Origin of the sequence: Microbispora hainanensis, assembly GCF_036186745.1 — a bacterium.
Lineage (GTDB): Bacteria > Actinomycetota > Actinomycetes > Streptosporangiales > Streptosporangiaceae > Microbispora.
This window is the reverse complement of record NZ_CP108086.1, coordinates 6,054,169-6,072,390: the sequence shown is the minus strand read 5'-3', so window position 1 is coordinate 6,072,390 and position 18,222 is coordinate 6,054,169. Positions and strand designations below refer to the sequence as shown.

Genomic DNA, 18,222 nt, shown 5'->3' with positions numbered 1-18,222 from the left:
CTCCTTCGTCGCGCAGGCCACGGAGGTCAACGTACGACCGTGCCTCGCGCGTGTCACCCCCCAAGATCCGCCAGCAGGGGCTCGGCGACGGCCTCCTCGTAGACCGCGATCCCCTTCTCGCGCATAGAGTCCCCGAGGGCGGGATCCCAGGGTGCCGGCACCGGCCGCCCGGTGAGCCGCAGGTGCTCGTCACCTTCGAGGAGATCGCCGAGGTTCGCGAGACCCGCGAGGTAATCTGCGGCGGTCATGCGCCAGGGTTCCGCGCCGTAGCGCCGCGCCACGGCACCGGCCATGTCCACTCCCGGCCAGTCGAAGTCGCCGTGGTAGCGCAGCCGGGCCCCGCCGTGTACGGCTGTCCCCGCCAGCCGGTGGAAGGCCGTCGAGGGGCGTCCCTCGGTGCAGACGAGGGGCGGGCAGTCCGGCCCCAGCTCGGCGGCCGCGCGCCGCAGCACGGCCGGGTTCTCGCACACGTGCACCACCGGGGCGCGCAGGGTGATGGCGAAGGTGCCGAGCTGGTGGAGCGTGACCTGGAACGGCGTGCCGAAGCGGGCGGCGGCGGTCAGCCACTCCCCCAGCCCCTCCCCCTCCGCCGGCAGGTTCAGGACGAGGATCCGGCTGGCGAGGTCGTCGACGACCACCTCGTAGCGGTCCCACAGCTCCCGGCGTTCCTCCGCCGTGCCCGGGGCCGGAACGCCCGCGCGTATCGCCAGGGCCCGCAGCACCAGGGTGGACAGGCCGGCCGGATGGTCGAGGGTCTTGGGATGACCAGTGATCTTGGCGGCCAGCCCGGCGAGGGTGATCTCCGCGTCGTCCTCGGGTCGGGTCGTGAGGAACTCCAGGACACGGGCGGCCCTGGCGAGCGTCCCGGCCGTGCGCGGGCGGCCGGCGAGCCGGCTCGCGGTGCCGTCGCGGCTCACCGCGTCGAGCCACTCGCGGTACCACTCCGCGCTCTCGTACAGCAGGCTCTCCATCGCGGGCCGCACGGCCTCGTCGCGGGCGGCCCGGGCGAGGGCCGCCTCTCGGGGGCGGTTCCGCAGCGGCGGGCCGAGCGTCTCCAGCAGGTCGACCAGGCCAAGGCCACCGGTCCCGGCGCGTACGACGGCGTCGAGCTCGCGCAGGGTGACGCCGATGCGCTTGACGCCGGGTTCGCTGTAGCGGCCGGTGATGCCGATGAGCGCCTTGCGCTCCGCCTCGTCGGGATCGCCGACGCCTATCGAGCCCTCCAGGGTGCCGCCGTTGCCTTCCAGGCGGCGCCGCGCGGCCTGGAGCAGGCGGCGATACTCCGGCCCCCGGTAGCGCTCCACCGCTTTCGCGGCCATGGTCATACGCCGGCCTCCACCTCGTCGGGTTCGTCGTCGCCGTCGGCGGCGAGGAGGGTGCCCTCGGTCAGGGCGGGGGCACGGCGGCTCGGCCGGAAGCCGAGCAGCGTCTCGGCCAGCTCCTCGTTGCCGGAGAACCCGGCGTCGGCGTCGATGGTCTGGGCGCCGTCCCAGAGCATCAGCATCGCCGACACCGCGTGCGCGCTCTTGTCGTGGTGCATGTCGTAGTGCGCGGCCATCGGCACGGTGTCGAAGTGGATCCACAGGTCGTGGCCGGTCATGAACAGATCGAGGCCGAACTTCACGGTCAGGCCCAGCAGCTCGGGCTTGTAGCGGTCGTCGATGCCGGCGAACGCCTCGTCCAGCGCGATCATGCGCGGGCACGTGGGCTTGGCGGACGAATAAAGGGCGTTGGCCGCGGCGAACAACGGGAGGTGGATGGCCGCCGACTTCTCGCCTCCGGACATCTCCTCGTGCTTGGCCCGGGTGAGCTTGACCTCCTTCTCCCCCGGCACGGCCAGCACCAGCTCGAAGCCGTACCAGGTGCGGTAGTCGAGCACCTCGGCCAGCGCCTGCCTGTACGTGGCACGCGGATGGGCGGCCCGGTAGTCGCGGATCATCTCCCGCAGCAGGCCGCGCAGCTCGGCCAGCCCGGCCGCGCCGAGCCCCTGCGCGTCCCTGTCGAGGAGCCGCGACACCGCGACCTGCCGGTCGTTCAGCCGGTCGGAACGGCCCCATCGGATGCCGATCCTGGTGCCGGACGACATGGGCCGTGACCGGGTGTCCTCGTTCATCCCGCGCACCAGGTCGCGCGCGGTGCGGACCCGGTCGTGCACCTGCTGGGCGAGCGCGGTCAGCAGCTCGTCCTCCAGCACGGTCCGCTCCCGCTCCTCCAGCAGCATTCCCTGCTCCTGGACGCGGTCGGCGACGCGCCGGGCGAACGCGGCGACCGGGTTGCGGCCGCCCTCGTCGCTGACGTAGACCATGACGACCCCGGTCGGGTCGTGCTCCAGGCGGTAGTCCTCGGCACAGCCGTCGAGCGCGTCCTGGAACGTCCGCAGCGAGCCCGACAGCCGGCTCGCGGTGTTCTTGAGCGCGCTCTCCCCGGGCACGCGGATGTCGGCCATCTCCGCGGCGAAGGCGTCGAGCAGCGCGGCCACGTCTCCCGGCAGCACCCGGCCCACCAGGGCGGCGGGATCCGGCGGCAGGCCGCCCCCTGCTCCGTCTCCTCGGGCTCCTGCTCCGGCCCCTTCCGCAGCGCTCTCCCCGTCTCCCTCCCCCGTGCTCTTTCCGGCGGCGGAGCGGGCGGACAGCTCGGCGGCCACCGACGCGGCCGCCTCCGCCGGTTCCGGCCAGCCGACGTGGGCGGGCCACGGCGCGGTGGCGGTGACGCCGAGCAGCGGGCGCAGCTCCGGATGCGCGTACGGCCCGAACGCCGCGACGTGCTCGAAGAGGTGGCCGAGCGCCTGGCCGAGGGACGCCTGCCCGTGTTTGAGGTCGTTCTGCGCGACGATCAGCGCCTCGTTCTCCCGCGTGGCGGTGGCGGCGTGCTCCCCGCAGCGCTTGCGAACCTCGGCGAGGCGGCGCTCGGTCTCGTCGATCTGGGCGAGCACCTCGCGCAGCGGCGCGTCGAGTGCCTCCTCGCCCGCCCTGAGCTCCTCGGCGTCGGCCCGGTGCTCCCGCTCCTTCTCCTCCAGGGCGCGGGAGTCGGCGTCGTGCCGCTCGCGCTGCCGGGCGATGGCCGCCTGCCGCGACGCGAGGTCCCGCTCCTCGGACGCGGCCCGCTCGCGGCCGTCGTGCAGCCGCTGCGCCGTCGTGAGGAACTCGTCCACGGCCCGCGCGACCGCGTCGACCTCCTGTTCCGCGACGGGCATGCTCCGTTCCGCCGCGACCTGCCGCAGCCGCCTGCGTGCCGCGTCGACCTGCGCCACCGCCGCGTCGAGATCGCGGCGGCGGTCCGCGAGCACCGACCGCGCCTGGGCCAGCAGCGCGGACTCGCGGGAGACGCGGGTGACCGCCGCGACGACCTCCGTGACGGACGGCAGCTCCCGCCGGGCCCGGGCGAAGTCCGCCAGGCGGCGGTTCGCGCGGGCCAGGTCGCGCTCGGCGTCCTCGTGCGCCCGGATCGTCTCGCCGATCGTCTCGTCATACTCGGCGAGCCTGGCCGCACGGCGGTTCGCCCGGTTGGTGGCGCCGATGTATTCGGGTGACGACTTGGGCCGGGCGCCGAGGAGGAGCCCGAGGCCGAACTGGGCCCGGATGGTCACCGTCGGCACCGGTCCGCCCCGTCGTTCTCCCTGCCGTTCTCCCTGCCGTTCTCCCTGGCGATCCGCCTGCCGATCCCCGGGCCGATCCCCCGGCCGATCACTGTGGGGTGTGATCGCGTCGGCGACCACGACCGACCTCAGCACGTCCGCGACGACCGCCGCCGGCACGAGGTCCTGCTCCTCCGGCACGAGGACGTCGGCGAGCGTACGGCCGGACGGGCGGCTCTCCTCGGGAAGCGGGAGCAGGTAGCCGTCGGATTCCAGGACCGCGACGGCGTCGAAGGTGTGCCGCGCCTCCGGGTGCACCCAGGCGGTCAGCAGCCCCGCGCCGTACAGTGCGCCTTCGAGGCCGGCCGCCTCCTTCTCGTCGAGGCCGTCGGCGAACCGGACGAGCCGCCACAGCGGCGCCCCCGGCCGCCCGTCCCGGTCCGCCGTTCTGCGGTCGTCGTGCGGCGGCGCCTCGTCGCGTTCGGCCGCGATCTCCTCGCGTTCACGACGCAGGCGGACGAGGTCGGCGGCGAGGTCGCGCACCCGGGCGGACAGGCGTTCGGCGGACCTGGCCGCCTCCGTCCGCCGTTCCTCGGTCCGCACGCTGTAGACCTCGGCCAGGGACGGCGCCCCGGCGTCTCCGGCCTGGGCGAGGGCCTCCGCCAGCGCCGCCACGTCGGCGGGGCCGGCCACCGCCTCGTCTCCCGGAAACTCGCTGCGCGGGGACTCGTTGCCCGAATCACTTCCCGGAGACCCGCTACGCGCGGACTCATTGCCCGGGTCACTTCCCGGGCCCTCATCTCGGGGGGCCTCATCTTCCGGAGCCTCTGCCGGGCGGGCCCAGCGAGCGGCCCAGGCGTCGAGCGCCTCCCGCGCCCGGTCGCGTGCCGTCACCAGCGCGGCATCGGCGGCCTCGCACCGCGATTCCCGTTCCTCGACGTCCTTGTCCGCCTTGTCCCTGTCGGCCTCCGCTCGCAGGCGGTCCCGCTCCGCGCCCGACACCCTGGCGATCTCGTCGCGGACCTTCGCGACGTCGTCCTTGCGGGCGGTGGCGCGTGCCCGCGCCGTCGTGAGCAGGTCCGCGCCCGTGTCGGCCGGGCCGTCCCCGTCGTGGGCGATCCCGGCCCGCTCCGCCGCGTCGGCGAGATCGGTGGCGTGCCGGACGATCGCCGCCCGCGCGCCCTCCAGCCGCTCCGCGAGCTCGCCCGCCTCCCCTTCGAGTGCGGCCAGGTGATCGGCGCCGTCCGCCAGCCGGGCGCGCTCGCGCTCGATCTCCTCGCCGGTCTTGACGATCTGGCGGCGGCGCAGCTCCAGCTCGCTCCGCGCACGGTAGGCGTCGTCCGCACGCAACGCGGCGAGGCGGCGCTCCAGCCCTTCGCGTTCGGCCTCCGCCGCGGAGGCCGCCGTCGCGGCGGCCTGGCGTGCGGCCGCCGCCCTCGTGCGCGCCTCCTCGGCGCGCACGAGCGTGCGGGCGTGCTCCACCGCGCCGTCCATCTCGGTCTGGATGCGGGCGAGCCGGGCCTTCGCATGAGTGCGCAGGTAGGCCACGTAGTCGGTCAGGAACGCGCGTACGGCCGCGTCGGCGACCGCGAAGTCGTCGAACTGCTTCTGGACCGCCGCGAGGTTCTCGAAGTCGCGGGCCGCCTGGTCGACGAGCTCCTCGTCGACGGGGCTGAGGCCCGAGGTGAGCGTGCCCGAGACCTTGTCGGGGTCGAGGTCCTTGGCCAGCAGCGGGCGGCGCAGCGCCAGCAGCAGGTCGAGGAGCTGCGTGTAGCGCTCCCTGCCCAGCCCGAACAGCCGGGCGTCCACCGCGTCCCGATACTGGGTGGCGGTCTCGCAGTGGGCGTCCGGGCCGAGGACGGCCTTGAGCTGCCGCTCGGTGAGGGGCCGGGAGTCGGGCGCGAGCAGCCCGAAGTCGACACCGAGGCGCTTGTCGGTGACGAAGAACGAGGTCCGCACCCCGTCCCTGTGCCGGTGCGCGCGGATGCCGATGATGAGCGTGACGGTCTCGTCGGTCGCGTCGGGCTCCGCCCCGATCTCGCGCCGGGCGAACTCCATCCAGACGTAGCCGTACTCGGCTTCCTGGCCCCGGTAGAGCAGGTTGGACTTCATCGTGCGGTTCTCGCCGCTGAACGGGTCGAGCCGCCGTGCGTCCGCCACGCCGTCGAGGATGAACGGGAAGAGCACCTCCAGCGCCTTTGTCTTGCCCGAGCCGTTGTGCCCGCGCAGCACCAGACGCCCGTCGGCGAAGGCGAACTCCTCGTCCACGTAGTCCCAGACGTTGATCACACCGGCCCTGCTGGGCTGGAACCGGTCGCTCGGCGGCGTCATCGCCCCTCCTCCTGCGTGAACGAAACCTCCTGGCCGGCCGCACCCTGCCTCCCGGACGGACCCTGCCCCCCGACCCCACCCTGCGCCTCGGACGAACCCTGCGCCCCGGACGGACCCTGCTGCGCGGACGATCCCTGCTGCGCCGTGGTGTCCGGCTGCGCTGGGATGTCCGGCTGCGGTGAAGTGTCCTGCCGGGCAACCGGCTCGGGCAGCGCCACCAGCGCCAGCTGACCGCCCGATGTACGGGTGGGCAGGGCGGCCCGGATGTTGCGGTATCGCAGCGCGGCGGGCAGGACGAGCACGCCGCCCGGCACCGGCCTGAGCAGCAACAGGTCCGCGAGGAACCCGATGACGGCGTCGAGCAGTCCACGGGGATCCTGCTGCCAGGCGGAGGTGAACGAGGCCGCCCCGAACTCGTCGTACAGCTCGGTCGTCATCGTCTCCAGGCGGCTGCGCGACACGAACGGCGCCTCGGCGGGCAAGGGCCGGTCGTCGGGCGACGACGGCTCGGCCTCGGACGGAGACCAGGCCAGCTCGGCGACGACTCCGTCGCGGGGCAGTCCCGCGTCCATCCGCGCCACGAGATCGGCCTGGTCGTCGGCGAGCGCGGGAACGGGCAGCGGCTCCGGCACGTGCTCGGGGTCCTCCAGCAGGTCGGCGATCTTCGCCAGCAGCAGCCCCGCCGCCCGGCTCACCGCGTTGCCCCGGCCCGGGAACGGCCGGTCGGTGAAGACGCCGCCCGGGTCGGCGAGCATGACGCCCTCCGCGCGCCGCTCCAGGACCAGGCCGGTGAACCGTACGAGGTCCTCGGCGAGGCCGGGGGCGCGCAGCGCGTCGGCCACATCGGGCTCGACGTCCGCGTAGTAGACCACGGGAAACTCGACGAGCAGCCGCCGCGCCCTGCGGGCCGGGTTCGTGTGCGGCGGCTCGTGCACCAGACCGGCCGCGCTGGTGAGGTGCTGGACCGGCCGGGCCGGCTTGAACAGCACCGCGCAGATGTCGTGGTCGATGTCGTAGAGCGCGTCGCCTCGCTCGGTGTCGCGCGCCCACCACTCCAGGCTGCCGTCGGACAGCCGGAGCGCGCCGCGGTCCACCAGCCAGCCCAGCACGTCGACGACGGCGGCCTTGTGCGACCCGATCGCGGGGTCGAAGCCGAGGCCGTCGATGGAGTTGGCCAGCGGCGTGAAGACCCGCACCAGGTCGGCCAGGCTGATCTCGATCCGGGAGCGCTGGAACGACCCGAGCACCAGGCACAGGTACGCCAGCCGGCGGCGGTCGAACGGCTTGCCCTTGCGGGAGAAGATCGAGCGCTGCGTCTCGTCCAGGACGTCGAGATGGCGGACCAGCCGCACGTGGTGGGTCGTGGCGATCAGCGTGTAGCCGAGCAGCTCGCGGAAGTCGCGCGTCATCTCGTCGGCCCAGCGCAGCACCTGGTCGAGCACACCGGGACGCGGCCGGTCCTTGGTGATCAGGTCGCAGGTCAGCACGCGGCGGACCGCCTGCTGGTAGGAGCCGAGGTCGGCGACGGAGACGCCGGCCGCGACCCGGGTGCGAGGCGTCGTCACCGGGCACCCCCTGCTTCCAAAGCTCGTGCTTCCAAACCCCGTGCCTCCAAACCCCGTGCTTCCAAGCCCTCCGCCCTCGAACCCGCTGCTTCCGAACCGGCCATTCCCGAGCCCGCCACGGGCGTCCGCCCGGCCAGCTCGACCCGGAACCCGGGCAGGTGGAGGAGCCCCTGCGTGGTGCGTACGGTGCTTCCGGTGTCGCACGGCACGAGCCGCACCATCACGGCGTCGTTGGCGCCTGACCCTCTCCTCAGGCGGCCTGCGACGACCGTGCGGCCCTCCAACGCCCGCGTCATCAGTTTCAGCAGCACCCGGGTCTCGGACTCGTCGAGCACCCTGCCGTGCGCGCCCAGCTCGGTCAGGTGACCGGCGGCCTCGCGCTCGGCCGCGCGTTCCGCGGCCTGCTCGCGCCGCAGCGCCGCCCGCGCGCCGGGGTTGCCGCGCACCGGCGTGGGCACGCCCGGCGTGGGCGCCTTGCCGCTGCGGAAGAGCGTGACCGACACCTCCACCCCGGGCGCGTCCCACCAGGTGGCCCGGGGCGAGATCTGTTCGGTGTCCTCGTGGGCCGTGCCCAGGTGCCGCGCGCTGCGCAGGTTGAACGCCGCGCCCATGAGCGCGTGGGCGGCGCCCTCGTCCGGGGCGTTCCAGACCCACTCGGCCAGGTGCCGCAGCTGGGTGGCCCGGTTGACGCCGCCGCGCTGCGCCTCCGAGATCTGCCGCAGCAGCGCGATCACCCCGGACACCGCGATGCGCGTCGCGTTGCGCAGCTCCGCCGCACGCGACTCCTCCGGCCCCTCCGGGGCGAACCACGCCCGCAGGACCGACCAGCGGCGGCGCCAGTCCTCCAGCCGTTCGTGGCGGTCCATGAAGGGCCGCTCGTCGGCGGCCGCCGCCCGGTCGAGCAGCGAGGCCAGGCCGCTCGCCTCGACGTCGCGTACGGCGGTGGCCAGGCGGGGCAGATAGCGGTCGAGCTCCGCCATGAACTCGGACATGTGCGTCAGCAGGGCGTTCTTGTAGCGCAGGAACGTCTCTGGGGAGGCGTCGGTGGAACGGATGATCTCGCCCAGCGTCACGTGGAAGTGCGCCGAGCGGCGCCCCATGTCCTCCATCACCGAGTCGAGCCGCGACAGCCGCCGGTAGACCTGCTCGCCCTCCCCCGCGCGGTTGGCCGCCGCGAGGGCCTTGAGGTCCTCCAGGATGTCGGAGAAGACCAGCCGCGACAGGTTGGCGTCCTGGATGCGGGCCGCGAGCAGCCCCTCGACCGAGGTGTACGCCCAGTAGCCGAGCTCGCTGAACTGGTAGACCGACTGCCTGTTGCGATAGCGGACGAGGTTGCCGGCCCGGGACGCGTCGTCGAACCGGTGCAGCACCCCGTCCGCGTGCAGGGCGTCGAGCCGGTCGCGCAGGTTGCCGTCGAACGTGGGGACCTCGTCGTGGAGCCGGGCCAGCTCGCTCAGGGCCGCCTGCACCTGCCCGGCGTCCACCTGCACCTGGTGGACCTCGCGCAGCCGGTCCATGGCCCGTAGGACCCAGAGATAGGCCACATGGTCGTCGCGCCTGGTGAAGTTGAACAGCCTGAACCGATCGCTGATCGCCAGCGAGTCGAGGTCCAACGCCCTGCGGTCCGCCATCCGGTCCCCCCGATCCGTGTCACCAAGCCGCGTCACCGAGCCGCGTCACCGAGCCGCGTCACCGAGCCGCGTCACCGAGCCGGGTCACCGCTCCGTGTCGCACCCACCCGATCGCGGAGTCCCGCCCACCAGGAGAGACGGGCGGGGCTCCGCGTGCCGAGAAGACCGTATTGGAGGGCACCGACAGTTGCGACTCGCGCGCGGCGGAGGACCCGCGGGGCTCAGCCGACGGAGAGGGGGCGACCGCCGGTCCGGAAGTCCATGCCGCCGCTCGACGACGTGACCGGCGTAGCCGGACCGGACGTCGCCGAGCGTCACGCGCCGGACCACCTGCCGGACCACCTGTTCGTCCCGAGCCGGTTCAGGACCGCCCTGACGTCCCCGGCACGCCGCGAAAACGCCTGGTCAAGGCTGCCCTGTCCCGAACCGCCCGGGAAGCCTCCACGCCGGCGAGGGTGTCACCGGAGCCCGTGCGCCTCGGCCCAGTCCGCGACGGCCGTGGCGATCAGCTCCGGGTGGTCTTCCGGGGTGTGGTGCCCGGCGACCTCGTCGAACCGCCGGATCTCCAGGCCGGCGAAGGTGGCCGCACACCAATCGATCATGTCCTGGTGCACCATCGTACCGGGTCCGGGCGCGAAGGCGAGCAGCAGCTTCGGCACCTGCGGGCTGGCGGCCAGCCACGCGTCGTACGCCTCCACGCGTGCCACCACGTCGGCGGGCTCACCGCCCAGCGGCATCGAGCGCGCCCACCGCAGCAGCGGCAGGCGGCTCTCCCGCGTCGGGTACGGCTTGCGATAGACGGCCAGGTCACCGGGGTCCATGGGAACCGCGACGGTGCCCGGCAGCCCCTGTTCGATGAAGGCGTCGTCGTCCAGGATCATCTTCTCCCCGACACCCTCGGTCTTGATCGCCGCGAACAGCTCCCGGCCTCCTTCGGGGAACTCCTCCCAGGTCATCGGCTTGACGATGGTCTCGGTGACGGCGATGCCCCGCACCCGGTCCGGGTGGCGGGCGGCCCAGTCGAAGGCCAGCGCGCCGCCCCAGTCATGGCCGACGAGGACGACGTCGTCCAGGCCGAGCGCGTCGAACCAGGCGTCCAGATAACGGGCGTGGTCCGCGAAGGTGTACGCGATGCCGGGCTTGCCGGACTCACCCATGCCGATCAGGTCGGGGGCCAGCCGGCGGCCTCCGCCGATCGCGGGGATGACGTGCCGCCACAGGTGGGACGACGTGGGGTTGCCGTGCAGGAAGACCATCGGCGCCCCGGTGCCGGTGTCGTGGTAGTGGATGGCGGAGTCGAGAACGTGCTGAAGCGGCACGACAGGTCCTTTCGAGGGTGAGCAGCGTTGTTCGTTTCCGATCGGGCTGGGCCGGGCTCATCGGAAGGTCGGGCTCGGCCGGGCTCATCGGAAGGCGGCGGCGTTGCGGCCGGCCCAGTCGGCGAAGGACCGGGGAGCACGGCCGAGGACGCGCTCGACGTCCGGGCTCACCCGCCGCTCCGCGTCCACCGGCTCCCCCAGGATGGCGAGCGTCCCTTCGACCACCTGCTCGGGCATGAACCCCAGCATCTGCGCCCGCGCCTCCTCCCTGGTCTGCTCGGCGAACCGCACCGGCGTGCCGATCGCGGCGCCGATCGCCGCCGCGCGTTCCCGCGGCGTGGTCGGCGCGGGGCCGGTCAGCTCGTAGACGCGGCCGGCGTGCCCGTCCTCGCGCAGGACGGTCGCGGCGACCTCCGCGATGTCGGCCGGGTCGATGGTCGGCAGGCCGACGTCGCCGAACGGGGCGGCGGCCGTACGGCTCGCGCGGATGGGCTCCGCCCAGGCGTAGGCGTTGGAGTGGAAGCCGCCGGGCCGCAGGATCGTCCACTCCAGGCCGGACCGGCGCACCGCGTCCTCGAACGCGACGGGGTGGCGGTAGAACTCCGGCCTGGTGCCCGCTCCCTGCGAGGACAGCAGGACGACACGCCTCACGCCGCCCGCCCGGGCCGCGTCGAGGATCGCCTGCGGGTCCTGACCGGCCACCAGCAGGAACAGCGCGTCGGCGCCGTCGAAGGCGTCCTTGAGCCCGGCGGGATCGTCGAGGTCGCCCCGCACGTGCCGTACGCCCTCGGGCAGGTCGGCGGTGCGCCGGGAGACGGCGGTCACCCGCTCACCCGCGGCGGCGAGCAGGGCGACGACCTGGCCGCCGACGTTTCCGGTGGCACCCGTGACCACGATCATGATTGCTCCTCAGCAAGTTAGTTAGTTGACCGACTGAGAAGAACCGTAGCGACCGACGGAGCTCCTGTCGAGTCCAAGTGAGCCGACCGACTCAGAAGCCGGAGAGCGGCTCCGGTCCGGCCGTGCCCGGCATCTCGTTTCCCATGAGCACGGATATAAATGGCGATCAAGCCGGCTGAAACTTACACCGCCCTTGGTCGCGGACAATGCCTCGCCTCACCGTGGAACCACGGCGGCCGGTCCGGGCCGGGAAATCCGGAAAGACGGACGGCACCGGCCCCGCGACAAGAGTTTCCGGCGCGTTCTCAGCGGTCGCGCGCATTCGACCGGGCAGGCGCCGCATGGTCCGGCCTCGGATGACGGACCTTGACGACCCGGGAGCCGCCGCTGACACTGGGCGGCGACCTCCCGGAAACACCCTTGCAAAAAGGAGCGCCGGACGACCCGGATTGTTAGCGCTCACATAATTGCGTTCTCCTATTCATGTCCATTCACCCACCGCATCGCGTTCCGACGAGAGGCACGCCCCATGGACACCTCCGTACGCTCTCCCGCGTGGCCGCGCCGCGTCCTCGCGCTGGCGATCCTGGCGCTGCTCGCGATCTGTCCATCACTGGTGGCCGCCGGCCCCGCGCACGCGGCGTCCATCGACACGAGCGCGTCGTACGTGCTGGTCAACCGCAACAGCGGGAAGGCGCTGGACGTCTACAACAAAGCGACGAACGACGGCGCGCCCCTGGTGCAGTGGGCCCGCAACGACGGCGCCAACCAGCAGTGGCAGTTCGTCGACTCCGGCGGCGGCTACTACCGGCTCATGTCCCGCCACAGCGGCAAGGTCGTCGACATCTCCGGCCGCTCCACCGCCGACGGCGCCGACGTGATCCAATACACCGACAAGAACGGCACCAACCAGCAGTTCCGGGTCGTCGACACCGACAGCGGCTATGTCAAGCTGATCAACCGCAACAGCGGCAAGGCCCTCGAAGTGTGGGAGTGGTCCACCGCGGACGGCGGCCGCATCTCGCAGTACACCGACCTCAACGGCGCCAACCAGCAGTGGCAGCTCGTCAGGCTCGGCGGATCAGGCACGCCGACGCCGCCCGTCTCCTACCCCGACCCGGGCTACGTCACCGGTGACGTCAACACGCACGACCCCGAGGTGACCAAGAAGCCGGACGGCACCTACCTGCTCGCCTACACCGGCAACGGCATCCGGCTCAAGACCTCGACCGACCGCACCAACTGGCGCGACGCGGGCGCGGCGTTCCCCGGCGGGGCCTCCTGGGCGCACGCCTACACCAACGGCGGCAACGACCTGTGGGCGCCGGACATCACCTACGTCAACGGCCGCTACTACATGTACTACGCGGCCTCGACGTTCGGCTCCAACCACTCGGGCATCTTCCTGGCCACCAGCACGACCGGCGCTTCGGGGTCGTGGACCAACCAGGGCCTGGTCATCGAGTCGAACACCTCCGACGACTGGAACACCATCGACCCCAACCTCGTCATCGACGACCAGGGCCGCTGGTGGCTCGACTTCGGCTCGTTCTGGTCGGGCATCAAGATGGTCCAGCTCGATCCGGCCACCGGCAAGCGGCTGGACGGCACGATCCGCAGCATCTCGGGCCGCAACGGCGGCGCGATCGAGGCGCCGTTCATCTACCGGCACGGCGGCTACTACTACCAGTTCGTCTCCTTCGACCTGTGCTGCAGGGGCGCGTCCAGCACCTACCGCATCATGGTGGGCCGCTCCACCTCGATCACCGGCCCGTACGTCGACAGGAACGGGACGGCGATGACGTCGGGGGGCGGCACGCAGGTGCTGGCCGGGCACGGGAGCATCCACGGCCCCGGCCACCAGGCCGTGCTCGCCGACAACGACGGAGACATCCTCTTCTACCACTGGTACGCCGACGACGGCTCCTCCCGCCTGGGCATCAACAAGCTCGGCTGGGACAGCGCCGGCTGGCCCTACGTCTACTGACCGCGGTGAGAACGCGAAGACGTGATCGACAGGCGAGGATTTTCATCTGACTCATCCTGTCTGGCGAAAAGTTACGATCTCGACGAGATTTGCGTGGCGCTCTGGCGTACGGCGGCACGCAGAGGTGTGATTGCCCCTGCCTGATCACCCCCACAGGCATCCGAGAAGGGGTCGCACAACGTTGAGAACTCCACATCGAGGCGTCGCCGTCGCGGTAGCCGCGGCGGCGGCGCTGTTCCCCGCCGCGCCGTCCGCCCTGGCCTCCACCGCCGCGGCCGGGCCGCGGGTCTCCTGCACGGCGACGCTGTCGGCGCCGACACGCGACGCCGCCTTCGGCGAGGCGGCCAAGGCGACGGGCGCGCCGGAGCCGCTGCTGAAGGCCGTGGCCTACATGCTGTCCCGCTGGGACGACCACCAGGGCAAGCCGAGCTCCGACGGCGGCTACGGCGTGTTCGACCTCGGCGACCGGGCGCCCGAGGCGTGGGACGGCGCGGACAGGGGACGCGCGTCCGCGGCCACGAGCCAGATCGCGGCGGCGTCCGAGCTGACCGGGCTGACGGCCGACGCGCTGCGCCGCGACCCGAACGCCAACATCTGCGGCGGGGCCGCGCTGCTGGCGTCCTACCACGACGGCGGCGACGGCCTGAATTCCTGGCGGGACGCGGTGGCGCGGTTCGGCGCGAAGAACGACTTCGTCCGGCAGGTCTACCAGACCCTGCGCAGCGGCCAGAGCCGCGTCACCGCCGACGGGCAGCGGGTCACCCTCGCCGCCGACGAGTCGGTCGCCCTGCCCGCCGCGAAGCTCGCCGCCGACGCCGGGGTCGACTGCCCGGCCGGCCTCGACTGCGAGTGGCTGGAGGCGCCGTACGCCAAGGGCTCCCCCACCCTGCCGGACGGCACGACCGACTATGGCAACCACGACCTCGCCGACCGCACCGGGCCGGGCGGGCCGGAGATCGACTACATCGTCATCCACGACACCGAGGGCTATTTCGACCCCTCCGTACGGCTGGCGCAGGACCCGACGTACCTCGCCTGGAACTACACGATCCGGTCCTCCGACGGCCACATCGCCCAGCACCTCGACGCCAAGGACGTCGGCTGGCACGCCGGCAACTGGTATGTGAACATGCACTCCATCGGCATCGAGCACGAGGGCTTCGCCGGGACCGCCGCGTGGTTCACCGAGTCGATGTACCAGACCTCGGCCGCGCTGGTGAAGCACCTCGCGCAGAAGTACGGCGTCCCGCTCGACCGGGCGCACGTCATCGGTCACGACCAGGTGCCCGGCACCGTCCTCGGCGCCACCAAGAGCATGCACTGGGACCCGGGGCCCTACTGGGACTGGGACCACTACTTCGACCTGCTGGGCGCCCCGATCGGCGGCGACCGGAAGACCACCGCCGACGTCGCCCCGGGCGACGTGGTGGAGGTCCGCACCGGCTATCAGGACAACCCCCAGCCGGTGACCGGCTGCGCCGCCGCCTCCCCGCCCTCCCCCGACTGCGTCCAGGGAGCGGGCACCAACTTCCTGCCCCTCTACCAGTCGCCCTCCGAGACCGCGCCCCTCGCCGCCGACCCCGGCTGGAAGCCCGGCTCGACCGCGGGCACGACGTACGCGAGCGACATCAGCGCCCGCGTCGTCTCCGGCCACAAGTTCGTCGTCGCCCAGGTGCAGGGCGACTGGCTCGGCGTGTGGTGGGCCGGCTCCCTCGCCTGGCTGCACAACCCCGCCGACCGCCCCGTCGTGGTCCGTACGCAGGCCAAGACGGTGATGGTGAAGTCGGCGACGACCCCCGCCGACGTCTACGGGCGGGCCTATCCCGAGGCGTCCGCCTACACCGGCACCGGCATCCCGGTGCAGGCGCTGTCGCCGCTGGAGTACAAGATCCCGGCCGGGCAGACGTACGCCGTGAGCGACGACGACGTGGTCACCGACTACTACCGGGCGACCACGTTCGACGGGTCGGGCCCCGGCGACCGCACCGACCTCAAGGGCCAGGACCGGTACTACCAGCTCTGGTACGCCCACCGGCAGGTCTTCGTCCGTACGGCCGAGGTGGACCTGCACGACGCCCAGCCGTCGCCGGTCTCCAGCACCGCGCCGCCGGTGATCAGCGGGGCCGTCAAGGTCGGGGGTGAGCTCACCGCCTCCCCCGGCACCTGGTCGCGGCAGGTGGCGGGCTTCACCTACCAGTGGTATGTGAACGGCGCGGCGGTCCCCGGGGCCACCGGGCCGACGTACCGTCCCGGTGTCCGGGACCTCGGCAAGAAGGTGCTCGTCGAGGTGACCGTCGACGACCCGTACTTCACCGCCGCGTCGGCACGCTCGGCGGCGACCGCGCCGGTGGCGCCCGGGACGTTCACCTCGGCCGAGCCGCCCACCGTGAGCGGAACGCCGAAGATCGGCCGCACGCTCACGGCGTCCCCCGGCACCTGGACGCCCTCGCCCGACAAGGTCGCCTACCAGTGGCTGCGCGACGGTGTCCCGGTCAAGGGCGCCACGGACCGCACCTATCACCTCAAGGGCCACGACCGCGACGCCCGCATCGCCGTACGGGTGACCGTGTCGGCGAAGGCCTACGCGAAGGCCACCGCCACCTCGGCGGCGACCCGGCCGGTGACCGCCCACTGAAAGCACGGCGGGGCCGGGGAGGCTCTCCTCCCCGGCCCCGCCGTCAGGCGTGCCGTCAGGGGTGGCGCGGGTAGGCCTTGACGAGCTTCGCGGCGGCCTTACGCGCCAGCGTCATGGTGTCCTTCCAGTGGTTCGCGCCGACGCTGATCCCCTGGACGACGGCGACCGCCGATCGGTGCCGGATCACCACGTAGTCGAAGTGGTACAGCTTGGTGCCCTGCCCTTCGTATACCGGGTTCGAGTCCTGGACCTCGAAGGCGTAGGCCTCCTGGCCCAGTTTGCCCGGCGCACGCTTGACGATCTTCACCATGTTACGCCGGTCGCCCGCGCCGTCGCAGGCCGTGGCGACCCGCTGGGCGGCGGAGGTCATCTTCTTGAGCGTGGCGGCGTCGCCCGTGTAAAGGCGCTCCCCTCCGGAGATCCGCCACAGGACGAGGGCGCTCTGCGCCGGCCGGTCGAACACCGCGTCGAACGCCCGCGCGGCGGTCAGGCAGCGGGCGTCGTCCATCTCAAGCCCGGTCAGGTCGAGCCGCTTGAGATCCATGGGCACCGTGCCCCCTGCCTTGCCGAGGTCCTTCGTCGTGACCAGCAGCTTCTTGAGTTGCGTACGGCTGAGCGGCTGGTCGGACGCCGCCGAGGCCGGGACCACGGCGGCGAGCGAGGCGGCGAGCGTCAGTGCGGTCACGGCGATCCGGGCAGGGTTGTTCATGCGGACGTCCTTTGCCGGTCGGGGGGAAACCTTGATCACATACTGACACCGACCGGCCGCGACCCGGGGGTATCGGGCCATTCTGGTGAAAAGTGACGCGCGAATGTCGCAAACACGGGATCGCCCTTCACGAAACCCCGTGGCCTTTCCGCTCGGATAGAGTGAGCTTTCTCATGGGATTTCCCGGCATACTGTGACGCGCAGCGCATTGCGAGGAACCGCTTTCCCTGCTCGCACTTCAGGAGCCGACGATGGACGACGAGATTGAGCTGATCAGCGACGGCGATGGCCTGGCGGTCATCGGGAATCCGGCGGCCGTGGACCGTTTCCTCATGTCCGAGGGACTGCCGTCGAAGGATCTCGGACTGAAACGGCTCAGATCCGCTCTCGGCGCCGGGGCCGAAGCCGTACAGGTGGGGTCCGATATAGCCGCCAAGGCGGGCCGTTGGGTGAAGCTGACCGAGAAGTCCGCCCAGGCGATGAAAAAGTACACCCTGATGAAGGGGTCGAAACGGGACGTCAGCCGAGCCGTGCTGACGGAGAACGGAAAGATCAAGGGACTCATGGAGATCGTGAAGCCCGGATCGTTCCTGACCAACCCGGCGGTCCTGGCCGGTGCCGCGGGGCTCATGGCGCAGCTCGCGATGCAGCAGACCATGGAGGAGATCACCGACTATCTCGCCGCCATCGACGAGAAGGTCGACGACGTGCTCCGCGCGCAGAAGGACGCCGTGGTCGCGGACATGATCGGAGTGGACCTCCTGATCGAGGAGACCATGACCATCCGGGAGCAGGTGGGCCGGGTCTCCGAGGTCACGTGGTCGAAGATGCAGGCCACGCCGGTGACGATCGCACGGACCCAGGCGTACGCGTTGCGTCAGCTCGACGCTATCGCCGAGAAGATGGACGACAAGGCCAAGATCGGCGACCTCGCCAAGACGGCCAAGGAGGCCGAGGTCAAGGTCCAGGAGTGGCTGGCCGTTCTGGCCCGCTGCTTCCAGTTGCAGGACGCGATCGCCGTGCTCGAACTCGACCGGGTGCTGGAGGCGTCTCCGGAGGAGCTGGACGAGCATCGCCTCGCGCTTCGAGCCGCACGGCAGAACCGCCTGGAGCTCATCTCCCGGTGCACCGAGCACCTGCTGGCCCGTATGCAGGCGGCCGCCGCCGCGGCCAACACGAAGGTGCTGCTGCACCCGACCACGGTCCCGGCCCTGGTGCAGTCGAGCAACCACGTCTCGACCGCCGTCGTCGACTTCCACGGACGGCTCGGGATCGAGCGCGATCGGCAGTCGATGGACGCTAGGCGATGGGCGGACGCGGCCGCGGAGGTGCGCGACAAGGTGCTCGAGACGGGAGCGGAGGTGCGCGACAAGGTGCTCGAGACGGGAGCGGAGGGCCTCGACGTCGCCGTGCAGCTCGGCACGGAGACGTTCGGCCGGGCCAGATCCGTGATGGGCAGGCTCTCCAGCGAGATCGCCGAGCGGGCGCTCCGCCAGTTCGGGGACGCGACAGGCGCACCGAAGCGGCCCGACGGGCCCGGCCCGGCGGAGAAAGCGACACCATGATCGTGT

The 18,222-nt window shown here is 72.2% G+C and carries 10 protein-coding genes; 3 read left to right on the top strand and 7 right to left on the bottom strand.

The features are described from left to right. Nucleotides 1-53: 53 nt before the first annotated feature. The 6 genes from OHB01_RS27995 to OHB01_RS27970 all read right to left on the bottom strand — a co-directional run bounded on the left by OHB01_RS27995 (nt 54) and on the right by OHB01_RS27970 (nt 11,320). Nucleotides 54-1,325 carry a TIGR02679 family protein gene (locus tag OHB01_RS27995; RefSeq protein ID WP_142648728.1) on the bottom strand — a complete coding sequence of 424 codons (1,272 nt, stop codon included), beginning with the start codon at nt 1,323-1,325 and terminating at the stop codon, nt 54-56. After that, entirely contained in the window at nt 1,322-5,905 is a 4,584-nt protein-coding gene (locus OHB01_RS27990; RefSeq protein ID WP_328854192.1) for an SbcC/MukB-like Walker B domain-containing protein, read from the bottom strand. Before OHB01_RS27990 ends, OHB01_RS27995 begins: the two co-directional genes overlap by 4 nt. After that, nucleotides 5,902-7,470, bottom strand: a complete 1,569-nt coding sequence (locus OHB01_RS27985; RefSeq protein ID WP_328854191.1) for a DUF2398 family protein — start codon at nt 7,468-7,470, stop codon at nt 5,902-5,904. The genes OHB01_RS27990 and OHB01_RS27985 overlap by 4 nt, the downstream gene beginning before the upstream one ends. Beyond that, the gene (locus tag OHB01_RS27980; protein WP_142648731.1) at nt 7,467-9,101 is read right to left on the bottom strand and encodes a TIGR02677 family protein; all 1,635 of its coding nucleotides are present in this window, start codon (nt 9,099-9,101) and stop codon (nt 7,467-7,469) included. Before OHB01_RS27980 ends, OHB01_RS27985 begins: the two co-directional genes overlap by 4 nt. A 458-nt stretch (nt 9,102-9,559) precedes the next feature. Then, nucleotides 9,560-10,420: a haloalkane dehalogenase gene (locus tag OHB01_RS27975; protein WP_142648732.1), complete on the bottom strand. Its 861-nt coding sequence runs from the start codon at nt 10,418-10,420 to the stop codon at nt 9,560-9,562. Nucleotides 10,421-10,504: 84 nt separating this feature from the next. Further along, nucleotides 10,505-11,320: an SDR family oxidoreductase gene (locus tag OHB01_RS27970; RefSeq protein WP_328854190.1), complete on the bottom strand. Its 816-nt coding sequence runs from the start codon at nt 11,318-11,320 to the stop codon at nt 10,505-10,507. A gap of 529 nt (nt 11,321-11,849) precedes the next feature. Here OHB01_RS27970 and OHB01_RS27965 point away from each other — a divergent pair. Both OHB01_RS27965 and OHB01_RS27960 read left to right on the top strand, forming a co-directional pair. After that, nucleotides 11,850-13,307, top strand: coding sequence for a family 43 glycosylhydrolase (locus tag OHB01_RS27965; RefSeq protein WP_328854189.1), 1,458 nt, complete (start codon nt 11,850-11,852; stop codon nt 13,305-13,307). 181 nt (nt 13,308-13,488) lie between these two features. Next, nucleotides 13,489-15,942 carry an N-acetylmuramoyl-L-alanine amidase gene (locus OHB01_RS27960; protein ID WP_328854188.1) on the top strand — a complete coding sequence of 818 codons (2,454 nt, stop codon included), beginning with the start codon at nt 13,489-13,491 and terminating at the stop codon, nt 15,940-15,942. Nucleotides 15,943-15,997: 55 nt separating this feature from the next. Here OHB01_RS27960 and OHB01_RS27955 read toward each other — a convergent pair whose 3' ends face one another. After that, a complete protein-coding gene (locus tag OHB01_RS27955) occupies nt 15,998-16,651 on the bottom strand; it encodes a hypothetical protein (protein ID WP_328854187.1) in 654 nt (217 codons plus the stop codon). A gap of 251 nt (nt 16,652-16,902) precedes the next feature. Between OHB01_RS27955 and OHB01_RS27950 the strand changes: the two genes are divergently transcribed. Further along, complete coding sequence (locus tag OHB01_RS27950; RefSeq protein ID WP_328854185.1) at nt 16,903-18,216, top strand: hypothetical protein; 1,314 nt, start codon at nt 16,903-16,905, stop codon at nt 18,214-18,216. Nucleotides 18,217-18,222: the final 6 nt, after the last annotated feature.

Bases quoted from the DNA above. Each gene is read 5' to 3' on its own strand.
- OHB01_RS27995 (WP_142648728.1), bottom strand. From the start codon at position 1,325: ATGACCATGGCCGCGAAAGCGGTGGAGCGCTACCGGGGGCCGGAGTAT.
- OHB01_RS27990 (WP_328854192.1), bottom strand. From the start codon at position 5,905: ATGACGCCGCCGAGCGACCGGTTCCAGCCCAGCAGGGCCGGTGTGATC.
- OHB01_RS27980 (WP_142648731.1), bottom strand. From the start codon at position 9,101: ATGGCGGACCGCAGGGCGTTGGACCTCGACTCGCTGGCGATCAGCGAT.
- OHB01_RS27970 (WP_328854190.1), bottom strand. From the start codon at position 11,320: ATGATCGTGGTCACGGGTGCCACCGGAAACGTCGGCGGCCAGGTCGTC.
- OHB01_RS27965 (WP_328854189.1), top strand. From the start codon at position 11,850: ATGGACACCTCCGTACGCTCTCCCGCGTGGCCGCGCCGCGTCCTCGCG.
- OHB01_RS27955 (WP_328854187.1), bottom strand. From the start codon at position 16,651: ATGAACAACCCTGCCCGGATCGCCGTGACCGCACTGACGCTCGCCGCC.
- OHB01_RS27950 (WP_328854185.1), top strand. From the start codon at position 16,903: ATGGACGACGAGATTGAGCTGATCAGCGACGGCGATGGCCTGGCGGTC.